At 66.5% G+C, this 20,155-nt stretch carries 14 protein-coding genes; 9 read left to right on the top strand and 5 right to left on the bottom strand.

The window, feature by feature from the left end; all coding sequences use genetic code 11:
* Positions 1 to 786: 786 nt before the first annotated feature.
* The 3 genes from AB0K21_RS36160 to AB0K21_RS36150 all read left to right on the top strand — a co-directional run bounded on the left by AB0K21_RS36160 (position 787) and on the right by AB0K21_RS36150 (position 10,324).
* Positions 787 to 7,956 (top strand): LamG-like jellyroll fold domain-containing protein, encoded by a 7,170-nt coding sequence (locus tag AB0K21_RS36160; RefSeq protein WP_364156352.1) that lies wholly within the window; start codon positions 787 to 789, stop codon positions 7,954 to 7,956.
* A 141-nt stretch (positions 7,957 to 8,097) separates the two neighbouring features.
* Entirely contained in the window at positions 8,098 to 9,486 is a 1,389-nt protein-coding gene (locus AB0K21_RS36155; RefSeq protein ID WP_364156349.1) for an ISAs1 family transposase, read from the top strand.
* A gap of 364 nt (positions 9,487 to 9,850) precedes the next feature.
* On the top strand, positions 9,851 to 10,324 hold the full coding sequence (locus AB0K21_RS36150) for a hypothetical protein (RefSeq protein WP_364156346.1): 474 nt from the start codon (positions 9,851 to 9,853) through the stop codon (positions 10,322 to 10,324).
* 230 nt (positions 10,325 to 10,554) lie between these two features.
* Here the strand turns inward: AB0K21_RS36150 and AB0K21_RS36145 are convergent, their stop codons facing one another.
* Together AB0K21_RS36145 and AB0K21_RS36140 are read right to left on the bottom strand one after the other, a co-directional pair.
* On the bottom strand, positions 10,555 to 11,136 hold the full coding sequence (locus tag AB0K21_RS36145; protein ID WP_364156343.1) for a transposase: 582 nt from the start codon (positions 11,134 to 11,136) through the stop codon (positions 10,555 to 10,557).
* Positions 11,137 to 11,620: 484 nt separating this feature from the next.
* Positions 11,621 to 12,970: a helix-turn-helix transcriptional regulator gene (locus tag AB0K21_RS36140; protein WP_364156340.1), complete on the bottom strand. Its 1,350-nt coding sequence runs from the start codon at positions 12,968 to 12,970 to the stop codon at positions 11,621 to 11,623.
* Positions 12,971 to 13,145: 175 nt separating this feature from the next.
* Here AB0K21_RS36140 and AB0K21_RS36135 point away from each other — a divergent pair, with 175 nt between their 5' ends.
* The 6 genes from AB0K21_RS36135 to AB0K21_RS36110 all read left to right on the top strand — a co-directional run bounded on the left by AB0K21_RS36135 (position 13,146) and on the right by AB0K21_RS36110 (position 17,279).
* Positions 13,146 to 13,586 (top strand): hypothetical protein, encoded by a 441-nt coding sequence (locus tag AB0K21_RS36135; protein ID WP_343973083.1) that lies wholly within the window; start codon positions 13,146 to 13,148, stop codon positions 13,584 to 13,586.
* Complete coding sequence (locus tag AB0K21_RS36130; RefSeq protein WP_364156336.1) at positions 13,543 to 14,103, top strand: ATP-binding protein; 561 nt, start codon at positions 13,543 to 13,545, stop codon at positions 14,101 to 14,103. The genes AB0K21_RS36135 and AB0K21_RS36130 overlap by 44 nt, the downstream gene beginning before the upstream one ends.
* Before the next feature lie 188 nt (positions 14,104 to 14,291).
* A complete protein-coding gene (locus AB0K21_RS36125) occupies positions 14,292 to 14,831 on the top strand; it encodes a hypothetical protein (RefSeq protein WP_364156333.1) in 540 nt (179 codons plus the stop codon).
* The gene (locus tag AB0K21_RS36120; RefSeq protein WP_364156330.1) at positions 14,828 to 15,529 is read left to right on the top strand and encodes a hypothetical protein; all 702 of its coding nucleotides are present in this window, start codon (positions 14,828 to 14,830) and stop codon (positions 15,527 to 15,529) included. Before AB0K21_RS36125 ends, AB0K21_RS36120 begins: the two co-directional genes overlap by 4 nt.
* 188 nt (positions 15,530 to 15,717) lie before the next feature.
* Positions 15,718 to 16,452, top strand: a complete 735-nt coding sequence (locus AB0K21_RS36115; protein ID WP_364156327.1) for an alpha/beta hydrolase — start codon at positions 15,718 to 15,720, stop codon at positions 16,450 to 16,452.
* A gap of 194 nt (positions 16,453 to 16,646) precedes the next feature.
* Positions 16,647 to 17,279: a hypothetical protein gene (locus AB0K21_RS36110; protein WP_364156324.1), complete on the top strand. Its 633-nt coding sequence runs from the start codon at positions 16,647 to 16,649 to the stop codon at positions 17,277 to 17,279.
* Between the two features lie 128 nt (positions 17,280 to 17,407).
* On the opposite strand, the gene lgt is transcribed toward AB0K21_RS36110, so the two are convergent.
* The 3 genes from lgt to AB0K21_RS36095 form a co-directional block, all read right to left on the bottom strand.
* On the bottom strand, positions 17,408 to 18,310 hold the full coding sequence (lgt, locus tag AB0K21_RS36105; RefSeq protein ID WP_364156321.1) for a prolipoprotein diacylglyceryl transferase: 903 nt from the start codon (positions 18,308 to 18,310) through the stop codon (positions 17,408 to 17,410).
* Between the two features lie 143 nt (positions 18,311 to 18,453).
* On the bottom strand, positions 18,454 to 19,374 hold the full coding sequence (locus tag AB0K21_RS36100) for an ABC transporter substrate-binding protein (RefSeq protein ID WP_364156318.1): 921 nt from the start codon (positions 19,372 to 19,374) through the stop codon (positions 18,454 to 18,456).
* Positions 19,375 to 19,410: 36 nt separating this feature from the next.
* Positions 19,411 to 20,082, bottom strand: coding sequence for an ABC transporter permease subunit (locus AB0K21_RS36095; RefSeq protein WP_343973108.1), 672 nt, complete (start codon positions 20,080 to 20,082; stop codon positions 19,411 to 19,413).
* Between the last annotated feature and the right edge of the window lie 73 nt (positions 20,083 to 20,155).

Here is a 20,155-nt window from a genome sequence, read left to right as displayed (position 1 = left end):
GAGTGACGCCCTTGCCGTCATCGAGTGTCCGAAAATAGGCCCTGACCACCCATTCGGATGCTTTTTCATGGCCACCACTGCTTCTTACCAGGCGTGATCTGGGATTTCAGAAAAAACCCTCGAAGGCGAACAGTGCGAGGTGGCCAAGAGTGATCACACCCACTCCCCGCGTCACCGTTTTTGTCTCGTCACTCCGCGACTATCCGTCACATATCACTCACGTGTTCGATATCTCGTCTCCCCAAACCTGACCATCACGCCCGTTATTTGTTCCTTATATAGATCTTGCGGATTTAAGTGATCTATATGTACTTTCTGATCGTTTGCTTGCATTTGATGCACTCTGAACCGTCAGCTCCGGTCTTGTTCGGGCTCCCTGACGGACTGGGGTAACGCGAGGACGCCCGTTCTCGCGCTGACGTGTTCGGAGGATGACGGCGTATGCGCCGCTTGTTGTCATGGGGTCGTTCGTCTCGCTCTTCAACCGGCGTAACCCTCGCCATCTTGGTGACGCTGATCCCCGGGCTTCTGCTCCTACAGGCGGAGTCGGCGGTGGCCGATCTGAATCCGGCCATCGGGTCCCTTGCCATACAGAGCGAGCCGGCACCGGTTCAACTGTCCGGAACGGCAGCCGGTCTGCCCTCCCTCGTGGGAACGGACCGCACGGCGACAACGGCGCGGGTGAAATCCCCTTCGAAGGAAGTCGCCGCACCGAAGAAGGCACTGCCGCTCGAAGGTCGTTTTGTCAAGGAACCGGCGCCTTCCAGCACGACGGCTCCTTCCCTGTTGAAGAAACAGCAAAAACAGCGAGAACAGACCGCGTTGTCGATGCAGGCGCTCGCGGACCCTCCATGCGGAAGCGTTTCACCATGGCGCTCCAACTACGCGGTCGCACTGGGAGAGCGGGTCGCCTCGGCCGGCCGGATCTGGGAGGCGCTTCAGGCCATCCCCGGGTACGCGAACACCACACGGCCGGAAAACGACTTCTCGTGGGTGTGGGCGGACCGGGGAGCATGTCCGCTGCCCCCCGCTCCGACGGTCACCTCCATGACCCCCGCCGACGAGGCACTGGTGATGACGCTGCAGCCGACGCTGTCGGCAACGGTGACATCGTGGGACGGCGGCGTCGCCGGCTTCGACTTCCAGGTCTGTGACAATCCGTCGATGTCAGGCGACTGCGTGAACTCCGACGACTACGACTGGATCTGCTGCGGACTGTCCGGCCGATGGACGCTGCCCGAAGGGCTACTGGCGTGGGGCAAGGAGTACTGGTGGCGGGTGTACGTCACCGACGCCTCCACCATCGGCGGGCAGGGGGCCTACTCCTCGACGCGTTCCTTCACCATGGGAGTGCGCCAGCCCACGATCACCTCGAACCTGTCGGCCCGAGGGATCAACGGCCAGGAGTTCTACCAGTCCACCGGTAACTACACGACGACCTTCACCGACGCGGTGGTCAACGCCGCGGGGCCGCCCCTGTCGGTGGTGCGCTCCTACAACAGCATGGACCCCCGGCGCGACGGCGCGTTCGGGGCGGGCTGGTCGACCCGTTTCGACATGCGGATCGTGCCGGAGACGATCCGGGGCTTCGAGGCACTCCTGGTGACCTACCCCGACGGGCGTACGGTGCGTTTCGCCGACAAGGGAGGCGGGGCCTTCCAGCCGCCGCCGGGCACCTACGCCACCCTGGCCACGGTCACCGGGGGCGGCTGGCGGCTGATGGACAAGTCGTCCACCACCTACCTTTTCGACGCCCAAGGTCGTCTGCTGAGAGCGACCGACAGCCGGGGCCGCAGCCAGGAGCTGACCTACGGCACTGACGGCAAGCTGAGTGAGGTCACCGCGACCGGCGGCAGGTCCCTGTCGTTCACCTGGACCGGCGACCACGTCACCACCGTGTCCACCGCCCCGGTCAACGGAGCACCGCTGACCTGGACCTACTCCTACACCGGTGACCGCCTGACCGAGGTCTGCGCGCCGACGACCGCGTGTACCGGCTTCGAGTACGGCGCCGGGTCGCTGTATCGCAGCTCGGTCCAGGACGCCGACCCGTTCGGTTACTGGCGGCTGGGTGAGGCCTCCGGCAACGCGGCCGACCTGGGCTGGGGCGCCGGTCCGGCCTCCTACTCCGGGGCGACCCGGGGACGTCCGGGAGCGCTGGCCGGCAGCACCGACACCGCGGTCGAGCTGACGAGCTCGGGCTATGTGGAACTGCCCGCAGGCCTCATGCCACGGATATACCAGCAGGGAGCGGTGGAGCTGTGGTTCAAGTCCACCGGGACGGGCCGCCTCATCTCCTCGGGAGAGTTGAGCGGCTCGCTGACCCCGGTGGTGCAGGTGGGCACCGACGGCAAGCTGCGCGCCTCGCTGCGGTCAACGGCCTCGCCCATCGTCTCGGCCGCGGCGGTCAACGACGGCGCCTGGCACCACCTGGCGTTCAGCATCGCCGCCGACAAGCAGACCCTCTACCTCGACGGTCTCCCCGTTGGAACGCTGACCCAGCCGATAGTCGCCGACAACCGTGACATCACCCGGATCGGCGGCGGGCTGGCCGGGACCGTCGACGAGGTCGCGGCCTATGACCGGCCGCTGACCGCGGCCGAGGTTGCGGCCCATTACGGCGCCCGGGTCGAGGCCCCGAACAAGCTGACGAAGATCACGCTGCCGTCGGGGCGGGTGTGGGCGACCAACACCTACGACCCGGCGACCGAACGGCTCACCACCCACATCGACGCCAACGGGGGCACCTGGCAGATCGGCGCCCTGGCCTACAACCGGACGACCGGCCAGTCCACCGTGACGGTCACCGACCCGCGTAACGAGACCCTGAAATACGTCTACGACGCCTGGCGCGGCTACCGCCTGGTCAGCCAGACCGACCAGCTTCTCAAGGTCACCACCTACGCGTACGACACCGGCGGATTCCTCAGCAAGGTCACCGACCCGAACGGCAACGCGACCGAGCGCTTCTACGACAAGCGAGGCAACCTTGTCGGGGTCAAGCAGTGCCAGAGCTGCCGGACCGAGCACCACGCGTACTACCTGAACACCAACGACCAGTTCGACCCCCGCAACGACCGGCCGATCGCCTCGCGGGACGCGCGCTCCTCCAGCGCCACCGACAACACCTACGCCACCAAGTGGGAGTACAGCCAGCACGGCGAGACACTCAAGCAGACCACCCCGGCCACCACCGACTTCCCCAGCGGCCGCTCGACCACCTTCACCTACACCGACGGCACCGAACCCGCCGTCGGCGGCGGCACCACCCCGGCCGGCCTGCGCAAGTCGGCCAAGGATTCCAAGAACAACGAGACTACCTACCGCTACACCGCCGCAGGGGACCTGGCCGAGCAGACCAGCCCCTCGGGGCTGAAGACCCAGCTCGCCTACGACGCGCTGGGCCGGGTGACCTCCAACACCCAGGTGTCGGAGGCTCACCCCACCGGGGTCACCACGACGTTCAGCTACGACAACCTCGGGCGCCTGCTCACCCGGACCGAGCCCGGGGTGAAGAACGAGGTCACCGACGTCACCCACACCGCCAAGACCACGCTGACCTACGACGCCGACGGCAACCAGCTCACCACCACCGTGGCCGACCTGACCGGTGGTGACCCCGCCCGTACGACCACCTACACCTACGACGCCAAGGGCCGGGTGGAGACGGTCACCGACCCCGAGGGCGGCGTGGTGCGCTCGGCCTGGGACGTCACCGGCGCCCAGGTCTCGACGACCGACCCGCTGGGCACCGTTCTCACCTACGCCTACACCAAGCGCGGCGAGCCGGCCTCCACCACGATCAAGAACTGGACCGGGAGCCCGGTCAGCCCGCAGGCCCCGCAGGATGTGGTGCTGGAGTCGCGCTCCTACGACCCCGGCGGACGACTGGCCGGTCAGGTCGACGCGATGGGCCGCAAGACGGCCTACACCTACTTCACCGACAACCGCCTGTCGGAGGTGATCGGTGACGATGTCCGGTTGAACGGTTCCACCACCCCGGCCGACGTGGTGCTGGAGGCCAACGCCTACGACGCGGCCGGCAACCTCGTCAAGCAGGTCACCGGCGGCGGGAAGGCGACCACCGACTACGTCTACGACGCCGCCGGCCGCCTCACCTCCACCACGTTCGACCCGGCCGCCCTCAAACGCAAGACCGCCTTCGAGTACGACGCGGTCGGGAACGTCACCCAGAAGACCTTCACCGGTACGGGCACCACCCGTACCGAGTCCACGGTTTACGCCTACAACGCGCTGAACCTGGTGACCCGGCAGACCGTGGAGAACGGGGCCGACGACCTGGTCTCCACCAGCACCTACGACGACCGCGGCCTGCTGACCGCGACCACGGACCCGCGCGGCAACGCCTCCGGTGCCACCGCCGCCGACTTCACCACCACGATGCGCTACGACCTCGCCGGTCAACTCGTGGAAACGAAGGCTCCCCAGGTGAAGATCGAAAAGAACGGGTCCGCCGCCGACGGACGCCCCACCCAGAAGTACGGCTACAACAGCATCGGGCTGGCGACCCACACGGTCGACGCCGAGGGACGGACGCTCACCTCGACCTTCGACAAGGCCGGACGTCTCACCTCGGCCATCGCCCCGTCCTACACCCCGCCGGGTGGCAGCGCCGTCATCCCCAAGGTCAGCTTCGGCTACGACGCGGCGGGCCGTCAGACCACGGTCACCGACCCGCGCAACTACGTCACCTCCACCGTCTACGACGCGCTGGGACGCCCGGTCAAGGTCACCGAACCCGGCCCCTCCGGGCCGGGCGGCGTGCGAGTGGCGGAGTACGACCTGCTGGGCGAGCAGCTCGCGGCGATCGACCCCACCGGGGCACGTACCGAGGCCACCTACGACGATCTGGGCCGGAAGATCACCAGCACGCAGATCGAGCGCACCCCCACCACCGCCGCGCACACCACCAGGCTGACCTACGACACCGCAGGCAACCTCACCAAGAGCATCGCACCCGCCCCCGGGACCAAGACCACCACCTATGTGGTCAACGCCGCCGGTGAGGTCACCGACGTAACCGACCCGCTCACCCACACCTCCACCATCGCCTATGACCTCCTCGGCAGGCAGACCAAGGTGGCTGACGCGCTGGGCAACGCCACCGAGGCCGAATACGACCTCGCCGGACGCAAGATCGCAACCAAGGACCTCACCAGCACCGGAAGCGTCGTCCGCACCCTCGGTTTCGGTTACGACCCGGCCGGCAACCCGACCAGCACCACCTCCGGCGAGGGGCACGTCACCCAGCGGCAGTTCGACGCGCTGGGCCGGATGACCTCTCTCATCGAGCCGGTCTCCGCGGGCACGTCGATCACCTCGACGTTCGGCTACGACGCCACCGGGGCGCGTACCCGCACCACCGACGGCCGGGGCAACGCGACCTGGGCCGGCTACAACACCCTCGGCCTGGTCGAGTCGGTCATCGAACCGGCCACCACGGCCTACCCCAACGCCGCCGACCGGACCTGGACCAGCGTCTACGACGCCTCCGGCAACGCGGTGGCCACCCTGCAGCCGGGCGGGGTGCGCATCGACCGTACCTTCGACCCGCTGGGCCAGGTGGTCGAGGAGAGCGGTAGCGGTGCCTCGGTGACCACCCCGACGCGGAACCTCACCTACGACGCAGCGGGCCGCCTCACCGCGATCGGTGACTACACCCTCGAATACAACGACCGCAGCCTGCTGACCAAGGTGTCCAAGGCCACCAACCAGGTCGCCGCCTACACCTACGACGCCGTGGGCAACCCCACCCAGCGCGTCGACCCGGCAGGGACGGCGAACTACACCTGGGATGATGCGGACCGGCTCAAGACCGCGAGCGACCCGGTGACGGGACGCACCTGGACCTACGGCTACGACAACGCTGACCGGCTCAAGACCAAGACCTCCGCGAACCCGGTCAACACCGAGACCTACGACTACGACGCCGTCGATCGGCTCACCTCGCACTCGGTGAAGAACAGCTCCGGCACCGAACTGTCGAAGATCGTCTACGGGTGGGACAAGGACGATCTCCTCACCTCCAAGACCACCACCGGCACCGCCGGAGCGGGCACCAACACCTACGGCTACGACCGCGCCGGACGCCTGACCTCCTGGACCGCCCCCGGCGGTGCCGTCACCGCCTACGAGTGGGACGCCTCCGGCAACCGCACCAAGGCCGGAGCCGAGACCTTCGTCTACGACCAGCGCAACCGGCTGACCTCCGGTGCCGGGACCGACTACACCTACACCCCGCGCGGCACCACCGCCACCGAGACCAAGGCCGGCGTCACCCGCAACCTCACCTTCGACGCCTTCGACCGCCTCGTCAACGACGGTGACGCCTCTTATGGTTACGACGCCCTGGGCCGGATGACGTCGCGTACCAAGGGTGCCGATCAGCAGCGCTTCACCTACTCCGGCCTGAGCAACGACCTCGTCGCCACCACCGACGGCGCGGGCGCCCTGCAGGCCAAGTACGGCCGCGACCCCTTCGGCGGCCTGCTCAGCCTCCAGGAAGGCGCCGGCCCCGCCCTGGCGACCATGACCGACCTGCACGGCGACCTGGTCGCCACCTTCTCCGGCACCTCCCTGGTCGACTCGACCGCCTACGACCCCTTCGGCAACGTCACCCACCGCTCCGGCACCCAGCGCGCCCTCGGCTACCAGGGCGAGTACACCGACCCCGACACCGGCAAGGTCAACATGCACACCCGCTGGTACCAACCCGGCACCGGCACCTTCACCTCCCGCGACACCGCCACCCTCAACCCCGACCCATCGGTCCAGGCCAACCGCTACACCTACGCCAACGCGGGCCCCCTCACCCATAGCGATCCAACCGGACACAGCTCCATCCAGATCAACAACGCGAGCTCCATCACCGGCACAACTGGTAGCTCCAGCTGGCAGTCCTTCGATATGAACGCGTACATGAGCGCCCACATCGACAAGCTCTCCGCCAAGAGTTTCGATATTACGAGAATTAACTGGCCAAAGCCGGGACAGCCGTACAACGCGTGGGGTGGCGACGGCTCGGGCCTGTATAGAAGCGACGGACTCCCGGACTGGGAACCATGGAATCCCGGGCTCTCAAATGACGAGGCGCAACGAATTGGATACACCACTAACGGAAAACCGGCACCGAGCGACTTTTGGAAGGCGACCAAAGAGGAGCGGGACCTCTACGAGGTTTTCACCGATTTTGTGGATGACGAGAAGACTCTCAAAGCCCTGTGGAAAAAAATAAAGTCATCCGACTCTAAAAAAGCAAATGGAGGAGCTTTCGGTACAGGCATGCTACTAAGTCCAGGCCCCGACAGTGCAGTAAAATTCAAAAATGAGTTCGAAGCCTGTCGGGCCGAATTCGCTCTTAAAGTGTGCTCGGAAGTAAAAAACATTGCAGAAATGGCCGATGAGTTTGTCAACGAACGCATAAAGGACTTTGACGGCAAGACGTCCAAAGGTTGGGCAAGAAATGTTCTGAGACACTTCGTTGGCATGGCCATGACATGCTGGAGTCTCGGCTGCGACGTAGCAAAAAAAGTTGCAGAAATACATGAAAGTTTTGCATTTTCCGACCTTACTCCTCCCCATAAATACAAAAAGGGGACCAAAGAATATGACGATGCCGTCAAGGAGTGGAATAGGCGCGCCTTGGACAGCCAGTTCGACCGAGCAATAAACGATCTAGCCGTCAAGTACTACGAGCAAAACAAAGGGGCTCTCGGCACCCGGAATGCCGAATACAACAAATGCAGTTCCCGCTATTATGGCCCTGGCGCACAAGACCTCCTGGGTGGATGCATGCAAAAAGCGAACGAGGCCTTCATGCAAAAAGCATTTGCGGGTGGGATGGCTCAAATGTGCGGCAGGAGCTTCAGCTTTCCCGCCTCAAAGGAAGCACAAATAGTGAATTGTAAATACGTAGCCCCCTATCCGAGCAGGTAGTTCACGGAGAACACTTCACGACAGACATGGAGAAAATGAATGAGGCTTTTCACGCCAAGCAGCAATTGGCTCCGATGGTCTACCAGGGCCCCGGCGTTCCCGGGTTCTGATGCGGTATGCCGACGTTGAGCGTTTGGCCAGGTGGAAGACGAAAGAGCGCGACTTCTGCTGATCTTTCAGGTCTCGAATCCGAAGACCGCCGCAGGAGTCGCGCTCGTGTCCCCATCTTCCCTGACCAGCTCTCGCCTCGTCCCATGTCTTGACCAGTTCGCCGACCTGGCATTGTGGGAAGCCGAGTTGGCGACTGATCCGGTCGCGGTGAAATCGGCGTTGATGCGCCGATTGGCGGCCGTGCCTGAGCGGCGCTCGGCCTGCGGGCTGCGGCATCCGCTGGTGGTCATCTTGACGTTGACGGCGTGCGCAACGCTCGTGGTCGGTGGTGACAGCGTCGCGGCGATCTGGCAGTGGGCCGCCCGGACCTCGCAAGCGGTGCTGGAGCGGCTGGGCGCCTATCGCGATCCGTTCACCGGCCTGTTCGTCGTGCCCAGTGAGCGGACTTTCCGTCGGGTCCTGGCCGACCTGGACGCCGACGCGCTGGATGTGGCGATCAGCGGCTATGTGGCCGAGGTGGTGCGCCGGGCGGCGCCGGCGCCGCGGATTCCCCACCCCCCTGGGCCGGTCGAGCGTGAGCAGCGGCGCGCAGCTCAGCGACAGGTCACCCATCCTGCCCCGGCCGGGCTGCTGCCCGGCGCCGCCCTGGATGGCAAGGCCTGTCGCGGCGCCCGGACCGAGCAGGGCGGGCGGGTCTTCCTGGTCGGGGCGATCAGCCACGAGCACGGCGTAATCCTGGGCCAATGCCAGGTCGCCGACAAGTGCGGGGAGGGACCCGCCGCCCGTGCTCTGCTGGCCCGGCTGGACGTGGCCGGGACGGTCTTGACCCTGGACGCGCTGCACACCACCAAGGCCACCGCCCGCCTGATCACCCAGCATCTGGACGCCCACTACATCCTCATTTTGAAGGGTAACCAGCCGCTGGCCCGCGCGGCCGCCCAGGCTCTGTTGACCGGCCCGGATGCCGACTGGAGCGCGCCCACCGCCATCGATGACGATCACGGGCACGACCGCACCGAACGCCGCACCATCCGCACCGCCGAAGCAGACGACGCCCTGTTCCCCGGTGCCCGCCAAGCCTTCCGGCTCCGCCGCGACGTCGGCGACCTGGACGGCGTCTGGACCAGCAAGGAAATCGTGTACGGCATCACCAGCCTGCCCGCTGAAGCGGCCGGGCCCGCTCATCTCAACCATTACGAGCGGGCGCACTGGTCGGTGGAAAATCGGCTCCACTGGGTCCGCGACGTAACTTTCCGGGAGGATCACTCCCAGCTCAGGACAGGTACCGCACCCAGAGCCCTGGCTGGTTTCCGCAACCTGGCGATCAGCACCATGCGCCTGGCCGACCGCGCCAACATCGCCCATGCCCGCCGTGACCTCCTCGACCACGACGACGCCTTCGCCGTCTACACCATCTGATCAATCCGACGAACCGGGACAAAGTGAATCAACGCCGGGGCCCTGGATGGTCTACAAGATAAAAATGGCTTATAGTTTGCGACAGCGCGTTCGCCCACCGCGCAAACGCGGGGGTGAATGCGGTGGCGGACCACCGACCGCTCGACAGATCTGCCAGCGACGCTTGAACAGCGCGCGAACCGTGCCGTCTGCACCCTATTAGCCCCAGCCGGCGCTAACCGACACTCAGCGTCGGTCAGCGCGTCGATTTCCGTCTCACCGGAGGCTCATCTCACCTCAGCCCGGCCTTCTTCACCAGCTGTTTAAATTAAAAAGAACTCGAAGTTCATTTCGTAAGGTCATTGAAGCCGCTATGGTTTTTATCATGAAAAGGGCGCTTCGCTGGCCACTGATGGTGGCCGTGGCTTTTCTCGTAGTAGCCGGTATTGCTGCCGCTCCTCTGATCTCCGAGATCTGGGAGCATCGTAGGATCTGCGACGAGCTGTACGACCGTGTCGAAGCGGCCCTGACGCCGCTCGACGTCCTGGATGCCGCCCCAACTGGCGCCGTCCCGCTCGGAGAGCGCGACCATGAATGCGGCGACACCGACGACCACTATCCCACTATCAGCCGTTCCTACCGCCCGCCAGAGCAGCACAGCTCGTCCAAAGCCATCGAATCCTTCTATCGGGACCTTGCCCAGCGCAACGGCTGGAAGATCACCCCCGCTGAGCACTCCACTAAAGAGCTGGGATGCATCATCAAAGAGGTCGAGGGCACAGAGATCACTCTCGATATCTGGTTCAGCCCGGAGCCAAAGGGCACCTACATAGTAAGTGCCTCTACCTGGCCCTGCTGAGACACAGCCAGGTCACTAACGCCGCTCTTCCTTGTTTACCAAAGACTCCCGTTCGAGTTCGCCGCTGACTAGCCTCGATCTTTCACGATCTTCGTGTGGTTGGCCGAGGCATCCGGCTGAGAGTTGATTTCGGTTCCTGGTCAGCGTGGTGGCCCGGCTGTCACGCCGGGTAGGCGGGGTTCCACGGACCCCGGGCTCCTTTCTTGGTTGGTGGGGCGGATTGGTGCTGGTCAGGTTGGTGCGGGTAAGGCTTGCAGGCGGGTGACGGCGGTGATGATCTGCGGTGCCCAGGGCCATCGGGCGGCGATGCGCAGCCGGAGCCGTCGGCCGCCGCGGACCAGGCGCCCGGCGATGGCGAACATGCTCAGTCTCAGGCGTTTGGGTTCCCAGCGGCGGGCGGGGCCGTTCAGGGCGAGCAATTGCATCCAGGAGATGAGTTCGCAGGCCAGGGCGACGATCTCGCACCAGATTTGTTTCTGGGTAAAGTCGTGCAGCGGCAGGTTGCGCAGGCCGGTGTCCTTGGCGGTGCGAATGCGATCCTCGGCTCGGGAAGTTGCCCGCCAGGGGTGTTGGTGACGAAGCAGGTGAAGCGGTGCCCGTCTGGGTCGGTGAAGCGCGGGCGCGCCCGGATGCGAGCGTTCTTTACGGACGATGACGCGCATTCCGCTGGGCCAGGAGGCCAGGTTCAGCATGCCGGTGATCTCAGCGACCCACTCACCTGACCGCGTGTGACCGTCGGCGTCGTAGGGCGGGGTCCAGGCTGTGGCCGGCAGACGCAGGATCGCCTCACCGATCCCAGGCTCATGACACATCAGAGACCGGATGTTTCAAAGGATGTGCATGCGGACGCCGAGGCGGCGGATGCGTTCTCTGTAGTTGTAGCGCTCCAGGTCCAGCAGGGTTCGTACGGCTTTGCGGGCCATGGGGTGGTTGCGGATGAGGAGGGGGCCGCCTTCTCGGCGTGTTCCAGTTCGGCGGTGGCGGCCTCGCGGTGGCCGCACCAGAGCAGGGCGCGGGCGTAGTCGAGGTGGTGGTACCCAACGCGATTGGCCTGTAGGCCCTTTGGGAGTCGGACCGTCTTTCCCCGGCTCACCGCCTGGGGACCGTCACCGAGTTCGACCGCGACAGCGACCCCGTGGATGTCGACGTTGGTCTGGCTGGTGCACATCTCGTAGTAGTTGGTGCGCTGGCGAGCCCTGAGTCGAGTGACCGCCTCGGCAGCGAGCCGGTGGCGTGACCACGCCCCGTGGCGTCGTTCCTGCGTGCCCCAGTAATGGCCGCTCGACTTTCGACTGGTCAGATCGCGTCTACCGTCGATTGGTAAAGGTCCTCGAATCTTCGAACCGCGGCGGTGTCCGCGAAGGGCCGGAGGCGGGACCGGATGGTCTCTATGCGGTCGGTGACGCGGGCTGAGTTGACCTTGACCGCCAGGTTCAACGACTTCGATGCGGCCTCGGTGGCTTGTTCGATCTCGCGGGCCTGAGCGTAGGCATCGGCGAGCCAGCTCAGGTAGAGCGAAACCTCCCGTGCGTGCGTGGCGTCGTAGGTGTCGATGCCCTGGGTGAGCAACGGTTCGGCCCTGAGCGGGCGGCCGAGTTCGGTGAAGCACCGGCCGGCCATCACGTCGACCTCACCTCGGTCCAGCCAGTAGACCCACTTCGGGTCATCATCGCCGTCTTCGTGCTGCTCGAACACCCGGTCGACCTCGCCGAGTGCCCGTTCGGTGATCGCTGAGTCTCCGGCCTTGGCGTGTGCCCAGGCCACCCGTTCCAGTAGCAGGGCGCGGGTGAGCGGGGTGCTTGATCGCTCAGCGCCCTTGACCGCCGTACGGGCCATCATGGCCGCTTCCCTGGGGTCTCCCACATTGGCCATCTGGTAGCTCAACGAGGACAGCAGATTGGCCGCCGTCGGCTCATCTTCAGCGACATGCGCGGCTTGAATGCCTTTGACGTAATAGGTACGAGCGCGACCGTACAGTCCCGCGTCGGAGGCCACCCATCCCGCGAGCTGGCAGAGCTCTCCCACCGCTTTCAGAAGTCGGCGGCCCACGTCCTCGCGGTACGCGGCCTCCTTGGCGACTGTGGCGGTCGCCTCCAGCTCTTGAGAGACAAGCGTGTGCAGGTCTGTACCGCCCACGTAGTCATCGAGGTGCCGCAAATGGTCGACCCGAGTCTCGATCTTGCCGACCAACGAGTGACCGACACGGCGTCCCGTCCGAATCTCATGGAGCTGTGGCGGCTCCACGATCAGCCACTCGTGGGCGACGCGGAGCGCGGACTCCTCCGACATGGCTTCGCTCTCGATGACCAGCCCGGCGGCCATCGCCTCGTTGCTCTCGCGCGTCCAGCCGTCGCTGAACAGTGTCAGACGATCACCGTTCACGCTGGGCGGGGTGACGCCCAGTCGTTTGGCGCGGGACAGCACGACCGCCTGGTCCAGTAGAGCCAGCGGGAGATCCAGCACGATGCTCAACCACGGCAGCCAGGCCAGGGGCAACCGCCTGCCGCGCTCCCAGCGGGAGATCTCGTTGCGAGTGATCGTGGACTGCCCTGAAGCTCGGGCGAGCCGGTCGGCGAGGCTCGCCTGAGTGAGGCCCTTGGCCTGCCTGGACTGCTTGATCAGTTCCTCGATCGTCAGACCCTCCACGCCCCGGCTCCTTTCGCTCACCACCTGTAGGCCAGGAAGCGGCCCCCTCGCGACTGACCTGGCCTTCAAGGCGGCCCTCGACGCGGGCCCCTACGAGGCTCCTTTCATCGTCACCCAGCTGCGCTTCTCTTGGAAGGGAATTACACAGAGTTACTTGATCTCACCGGGAGAAGATATGTCGGGCGATCCCTCACCAGTGATCACCATGGATCCCTGCCAGACCACCGAGCTTCTGCAGTGCACATCGCGAGACGACGGATACGACCGGGTTCCGCGTGCGCTGGCGCTGCGGTTCACCGGCTGGCACTTCTGGTACGGCAAGGCCACCGGACACTGGTGGGCGCTCTCCCCCGCCTGGTGCCGACAGCACGTCGGCCTGATCGAGGCCGACACTCCCACCGAACTGGCCGCCCAGATGCAGCACATCGAAAACTTCTGTCCCCATCTCGCCCCCGGCCAGCCCAACCACCCCCTCTCCAGGGCAGAAGCCCCGCGCCCCGAAAGCAGCACGGACGTCAAGGGCGCCAGAAACCCCGAGCAGAACAGGATCGCGCGCACGGGAGGTGACCGAGATGGCAGCACGACTCCTGGCCGTACTCGTCGGCGTGCTCGCTGACCGCTTCCGCACAACGGCCGACGGCGCCGTACGGTCACCGCACCTGGGACGGATCCCCGGCTGGTCGGCACCCCTGGGCCACACGCCCGTCATCTCTCAACGGTTCGCGGCCACTCCCGACCAGGTCAGGCCCGCACGCGTCTTCGTCGCCGAACTCCTCGGCGACGACCACCCACTCCACGACGACGCCGTACTCCTGACCAGCGAACTCGCCACCAACGCCGTCGAACACTCCAGCGGACCACTCGATGCCCGACCACTCGACACCGGACCGGCCGACCCGCCACGAGAGTTCGTCGTCACGGTCGCCTTCCTCCCCTACGGCGCACTGATCACCGTCCAGGACCCCGGCACCTCAGAGATTCCCTGTACGAGAAAGCCCGGCCCAGGGGCCACCGGCGGCCGAGGACTCCTCCTCGTCAACGACCTCGCCACCCGCTGGGGCTTTCACCGCGACTCCACCGGAACCGTCACCTGGTTCGAACTCCGCTCAACCGGGGCAGCGCCGGATTGCTGAGCGAGCACCAGGAGAAGAATTCCCACGAAAACCCCGGAAAGCACATGTGCGCGGGATGACACTGAGACACCATCGGTCAGGAAAGCCTTTATTGTCACATCCACTCCGCAAAACCCGTATTTGGTGTTTACTTACCCCTCATGTCAGCTGATCTTGGTGCTTCTCGATGGGGGCCTCGTGAATGGGGTGTGCTCGGGGTCGCGGTACTGCTGCTCGCGGTGAGTTTCTGGGAGTGGTTCGGTATCACCTGGGCGGTCTCGGATGAGTACGGGGACCGCACCGAGCAGTCGACGGTGAACGCCTGGCAGGCCTCCACCGCCTGGTCGGTCGCGGTGCTGCTGGGAGTAGCCGCCGCGCTGCTGTGGAACCTGCGCGGCGTTGCTACCGCGTCACGATGGAGCCGGCCTGCCGCGCTCACCCTCGTCGTCCTCGGCGTCGTCCTCACGACGTGGCAGTGGTTGAGCGTTTACTCGGTCGGAGGGACGTTCTCCAACGAGATCGAGGTGATATCCGAGTTACGCCCGCTCGATGATTCCACCAAACCCGAAGAGCAGATCGGATACATCTCCCGGGACGACTTGTTCAGCTTGCATCTACCCGGCTACAGCGCGGACGTACGCCCCGGTCTCTATATCGCGCTGTTTCTGCTCGTGCTGGAACTCGTCCTCATGCTCAGCGCGTTCCTTCCGCGCATCCCGCTACGGCGAGAAAGTGCTCGGACAGGATGAACGATCACCTGATCGACAGGGAGCGCATCAGGGATGTGCTGTCCATCGGGATCGCCGTCGGCGTCCTGATCTGGGGCGCCGTCGGCGCGTGGACGGCCGTCACCGTGCAGAACTACCCGTGGAACCAGTGGGTGCCGTTCGCCAACGGAGCGAGCAAGGGCGTGCTGCTCGGCTTGCTCGCCGCCGTCGGTGTCGCCGTCGCACTGGCCGGTGGTTCGCGGACCGGATGGCGATGGGCCGTGTTCATCGGGGCACTGATCGGTGGCGGCCTGCTGGGGACGATCAGGGATCTCCTTGGTCCGCCGGCCCCCGCGGTGTACTTCGAGGAGTCGATTCCCGATGAGCGGTGGTACGGAACGACGATGCTGCTGCACTGGACGGGCAAGGTGGTACTGCCTGCCGTGGTGTGTGCCGTGATCCTGACCCTGCTGGTGGCTCGTCCGTACCGGCGGGCACAGTCGGTCCTGGCCGGTGCGGCACTTGCCCTCGCGGGTGTCGCGCTGCTCCTGCTTCCGGTGATCGCCTCAGCTCTCGCACCCGAGGTCCAGGGCAACGGCGAGCACGTCAACAAGGGCTTCAAAACGGGGCTGATCTGCTGGATCGTCGGAATCCCGGTGTTGGCCGTCGGCATGCTTCGAACGTTCTCACTCCACACCGGCCGGCACGGAGCGCGCACAGAGCGGATGCGTTCCCGGTAGCTTCGGCGCGGCCATCCGGTCCTTGTCTGCGGCGGCCTGGCCGAGGTCCTCCACCCCCAGGTGGATCCCGGATCCGGCGTCCGTACCGGTGCGGGGACCGCCACCAGCACCGGACGGGGCGCGCCGTCGGCCGGACGACCCCCCTCTGCCATCATGGTCGTCGGCCGACGCGACGGGAGCGGTTCCAGATGCATGTCGAGACGTACGGTCCCGCCGACGCGCCGCCCGTGCTCCTGCTGCACGGTGGCGGTGTCGCCGGTTGGATGTGGGAGCCGGTGCGGGAACGTCTCGCGCACGACCACCGGGTGATCGTCCCGGACCTGCCCGGCCACGACCGCAGCGCGGACGAGACGTATCACTCCCATGCCCGCACCGCCGAAGCCTTGACGAAACTCCTGCACGACGTGGGCGGTCGCGTCTCCGTCGCCGGGTTCTCCCTGGGCGCGCAGCTGACGGTCCTGCTCGCCGCACACCGGCCCGAGCTCGTGGAACGCGTGGTCGTGGTCAGCGCGCAGGCCAAGCCCATCGCGGCCGCCGGGTTCACCCTCGGCCTGCTCGGTGCCACCGCCGGGCTCGCCCGGCAGCGGTGGTTCGCCAGGTTGCAGGCCAAGCAGCTGTTCATCCCCGACCCGCTGCTCGACGACTACGTCCGCACGTCCGCGAGCGTCTCGAAGCAGACTCTGCTCGCCGCGGTCGGCGAGAACCTGCGCTTCACGCCGCCGCCCGCCTGGTCGCGTTTCCCCCGCGAGGCGCTGATCCTCGCCGGCGGGCGTGAACGGGGCCTGATGCGGGAGTCGGCCCGCGTGCTGCACGAAGCCCTGCCGGGCAGCGAGCTGGAGATCGTGGCGGACTGCGGACACGGCATCCCGCTGCAACGGCCCGGCTGGTTCGCGGACCGGGTGCGCGGCCTGCTCGGCGCGTGACCCGGCCACCGATCCGCACCCCTGGGCACTCGCCAGAGCAAGGTTTTCGGTCGTTCAGCGGGCCCGCAACGTGATCCTCGTCGCCGAACGAGGTCGCCGCCCGCGCGGGGGTCGCCGAAGGCGTGCTCTACCCGAGGTTCACCGGGCCGACAAGACGCCTGTCAGCATCGGCGGTTCTTAAGTAGCGTGAAGTGATGTTCTTCGATCCCGTACCGACAGAACAGGAACCCGTCGCCCGCCCCGAGCTCCCGCCCTGGTCGGCTCCGTCCTCCCTGGAGATCGGAGCGGTGCTCGCGGTCGAGCGGGTGGTGGCCCGGAGTGCGAACGTCGTGGTGCTCCTGCCGACGATCCGGGTCTTCAGCACCGGCTGCATGCTGAATGTGGAGGTGGTGTCCAGGCAGGGTGACCTGTCCGGTGAGGACTGGTGGTACGTGCAGCTGGCCGGGGCCCCGATCGCCCAGGCGTTCGGGCGCGGCAACCGGCCGGACTCGCTGCTGCGGCTGGGCGTGCGGTTCGCCGACGGCACGAAGGCCACCGCCCTCGAATGGGCACGGCCCCCGAAGAGCACCTCCGGCGATCCGCCGGTCGGGCCTCAGCTGTCCTGGTCTCCGATGGGCAGCGGCATGCGCGGCGGCGAGTTCGGGTTCAGCGGCTTCGGGCTGTGGCTGTGGCCGTTGCCCCCGGCCGAGAACTTCGAGTTCGCCGTGGAGTGGCCGCTGGGCGGCATCGAACTGACGACCGTCGAACTCGACGGCGCGGCCATCGTCTCCGCCTCCGGCCGCTCGGCGCACCACTGGCCGGACTCCAAGCAAGGGGGAGCGGGTTAGGCGGTGTAAGTGTCGGCGCCGCGCTCCGTCCACGGTCTTCTCTCCGCCGGAGTCCGCGACGAGGCGCGGATGTCGCTCCAGTGGGGAAAGCCCGAAGCGCGCATTTGCCACAGCGGTATTCGCGAGTATCACGGCGTGATGGTCGCGTCAGGATCGGAGACCTGCCCGCCGTTCTCCTCGTGCGGGGCCCTGTGTCGTGAGGTCGGCACCACGGTCTCCTCGGTGTCCTTGTCGCGAGTCACCCAGAGGTAGACCAACGCGCCGATGAACAGCACGATCGAAGTCCACTGGTTGATCCGCAGCCCCAGGAGCGTCACCGCGTGGTCCACCCCGCCGACCGGGTCGATCCGCAGCCCCTCGATCCAGAACCGCCCGAACGTGTAGCCGGCGACGTAGAGGGCGAACAGGCGGCCGTGGCGCAGCGTGAACCGCCTGCCGGCCAGGATCAGTCCGAAACCGAGCGCCGCGTCCCACAGCGACTCGTACAGGAACGTCGGGTGGTAGAGAACGCCTGGCTCGCCGCCGTGCGCCTGGTCGATCTCCAGGCCCCACGGCAACGTGGTCGGACCGCCGTACAGCTCCTGGTTGAACCAGTTGCCCCAGCGGGCGATCGCCTGCCCGAACGCGATACCGGGCGCGACCGTGTCGGCCACGGCGCCCAGGGACAGCCCCCGGCGGCGGCAGGCCAGCCACACGCCCAGGCCTCCCATAGCGACCGCGCCCCAGATGCTGAGCCCGCCTTCCCAAACGAACAGCGCCTGGTAGGGCTCCTTGATCGCGCGCGGGCCGAAGTAGGTCTGCCAGTCGGTGATGACGTGGTAGAGGCGAGCCCCGATCAGGCCGAAGATCACTGCGGGGATCGCGATGTCGCCGATCGTGCCCTTCTCGCCGCCGCGGGCGCGCCAGCGGCGCTCGCTCAGCCAGATGCCGAAGCCGATCGCGATGATGAAGCACAGGGCGTAGGCCCGGATCGGGATGAACCCGAGATACCAGACCCCTTCGGAAGGACTGGGAATCGAGGCGAGAGGCATGCCGGTGAGGCTAGCCAACACCAGGCCACCCGGCCGCCTTCGTGACCTGATCGCGAACCTTTGAGGTCGAGAAGCGGTCTCCCCCGTTCTCCGAAACGCGAACCGGCCCCGGACGGGACGTCCGGGGCCGGTCGGGGGAATCGTTACAGCAGGCCGTTCTGGGTGAGCCAGTCCTTGGCGACCGCTTCGGCGTCGTCCTTGTCGACCGCGACGCGCTTCATCAGCGCGACCAGGCCGGCGGTGTCCAGCTTGGCGGAGACCGCGTCGAGGGTGGTCTTCACCGTGTCGTTCACGCCCGCCTTGTTGACCAGGGGGGCGATGTTCTCCGCGGCGAAGGCGCTCTTGTTGTCCTGGAGGGAGACCAGGTCATTGATGATGATCTTCGGGTCGGTGGTGAAGACGTTGCCGACCTGGACGGTGCCGTCCTTGATGGCGTCGGCGGTGGCGTCGCCGGTCTTCTTCCACTCCTTGAACTCCAGGCCGTAGGTGTCCTTGAAGTTCTTCTCCTGGCGGCTCTTGAACTCCGGCGGGCCGCCCACCGCGTAGTTCTTGGCGACCTTGACCAGGTCCTCGATCGTGGTGAGACCTTCCTTGGTGGCGGTCTCCTTGGTGACGGTCAGCGAGTTGTTGTCCTCGGCCGCGGCGGGCGTCAGCACCTCCAGCTCGGCCGGGAGCTTCTCCTTGAGCGCGGCGACCACGTCGTCCTTCGACTTCGCCGTGGCGGTGTTGTCGACGAAGGCGAGCAGCGAGCCGATGTACTCCGGCAGGATGGTCAGGCCGCCGCTCTTGACCTGGTCGTACAGGACCTCGCGGCTGCCGATGTTGAACTTCTCCTCGACCTGGACGCCCTTGGCGGCCAGGGCCTGCGAGTAGATCTCTCCCAGCAGCACGTTCTCCGGGAAGTTGGCCGACCCGATGACGACCTTCCCGGCGGCCGGCTCGGAGGCGGACCCGGATTCGGCGGGAGCCGGGGACGCGCTGGTGAGGGGGTCTCCACCGCCGCACGCGGTAAGTGTGAGCGCCGCGGACAGAAGGATCGCCGCGGTGCTGAACAGGCGCTTCATGGTGCTATTCCCTTCCAAAACGGGGGGTAATGGAGACTATCGGATGGTCTGGCGCTCGCTCACCCCCGGGGAGACCGTTGCGCGCTGTACCAGGGTGAACCCGAGCTGAACGAGAAGCGCCAGCAGTGCTACGAGAACCGCTCCGCCGATCGTGCTCGGGAAGTTCTTGGTCGCGAGACCGTCGATGATGAAGCGGCCGAGGCCGCCCAGGCCCACGTACGCGGCCACCGTCGCGGTCGCCACCACCTGGATGGCGGCCAGCCGCAGGCCGAGCAGGATGAGCGGCAGCGCGACCGGCACCAGCACCCGGCCGAGCACCTGCCCGCCCCGCAGTCCCATGCCGTACGCGGCGTCGCGCAGGTCCGGGTCCACCCCGCGGATGCCCTCGTAGGTGTTGACCAGGATGGGCGGCACGGCCAGCGCCACCAGCGGGATCAACACCGGCAGGATGGTGCCGACCCCCATCAGCAGCACGATGAGGACGAGCAGGCCGAGCGTCGGCAGGGCGCGGGCCGCGTTGGCGATGGAGACCACCAGCAGGGCGCCCCGGCCGGTGTGGCCGATCAGCAGCCCCAGCGGGAGCGCGATCAGCATGGCCAGCAGCAGCGAGAGCCCGGCGAACTCCAGGTGTTCGAGCAGCCGGGCGGGAATCCCGTCCGGACCCGACCAGTTGACCGGGTCGCCGAAGAAGTCGATCAGCCAGTTCACGCGGCCTCCCTCACCCACGACCACCTGGTGATGGGAACCCCGCCGGATCGTCGACCACCTGTGCCCGCCGGAT

This window comes from Streptosporangium sp. NPDC049248 (assembly GCF_040678965.1).
Taxonomy (GTDB): Bacteria; Actinomycetota; Actinomycetes; order Streptosporangiales; family Streptosporangiaceae; genus Streptosporangium; species Streptosporangium fukuiense.
The sequence above is the reverse complement of the archived record's forward strand: the minus strand, read 5'-3'. Positions and strand labels throughout refer to the sequence as shown.

Bases quoted from the DNA above. Each gene is read 5' to 3' on its own strand.
- AB0K21_RS36150 (WP_364156346.1), top strand. From the start codon at position 9,851: ATGAAAAGGGCGCTTCGCTGGCCACTGATGGTGGCCGTGGCTTTTCTC.
- AB0K21_RS36145 (WP_364156343.1), bottom strand. From the start codon at position 11,136: ATGTGTCATGAGCCTGGGATCGGTGAGGCGATCCTGCGTCTGCCGGCC.
- AB0K21_RS36135 (WP_343973083.1), top strand. From the start codon at position 13,146: ATGTCGGGCGATCCCTCACCAGTGATCACCATGGATCCCTGCCAGACC.
- AB0K21_RS36130 (WP_364156336.1), top strand. From the start codon at position 13,543: ATGGCAGCACGACTCCTGGCCGTACTCGTCGGCGTGCTCGCTGACCGC.
- AB0K21_RS36120 (WP_364156330.1), top strand. From the start codon at position 14,828: ATGAACGATCACCTGATCGACAGGGAGCGCATCAGGGATGTGCTGTCC.
- AB0K21_RS36115 (WP_364156327.1), top strand. From the start codon at position 15,718: ATGCATGTCGAGACGTACGGTCCCGCCGACGCGCCGCCCGTGCTCCTG.
- AB0K21_RS36110 (WP_364156324.1), top strand. From the start codon at position 16,647: ATGTTCTTCGATCCCGTACCGACAGAACAGGAACCCGTCGCCCGCCCC.
- lgt (WP_364156321.1), bottom strand. From the start codon at position 18,310: ATGCCTCTCGCCTCGATTCCCAGTCCTTCCGAAGGGGTCTGGTATCTC.
- AB0K21_RS36100 (WP_364156318.1), bottom strand. From the start codon at position 19,374: ATGAAGCGCCTGTTCAGCACCGCGGCGATCCTTCTGTCCGCGGCGCTC.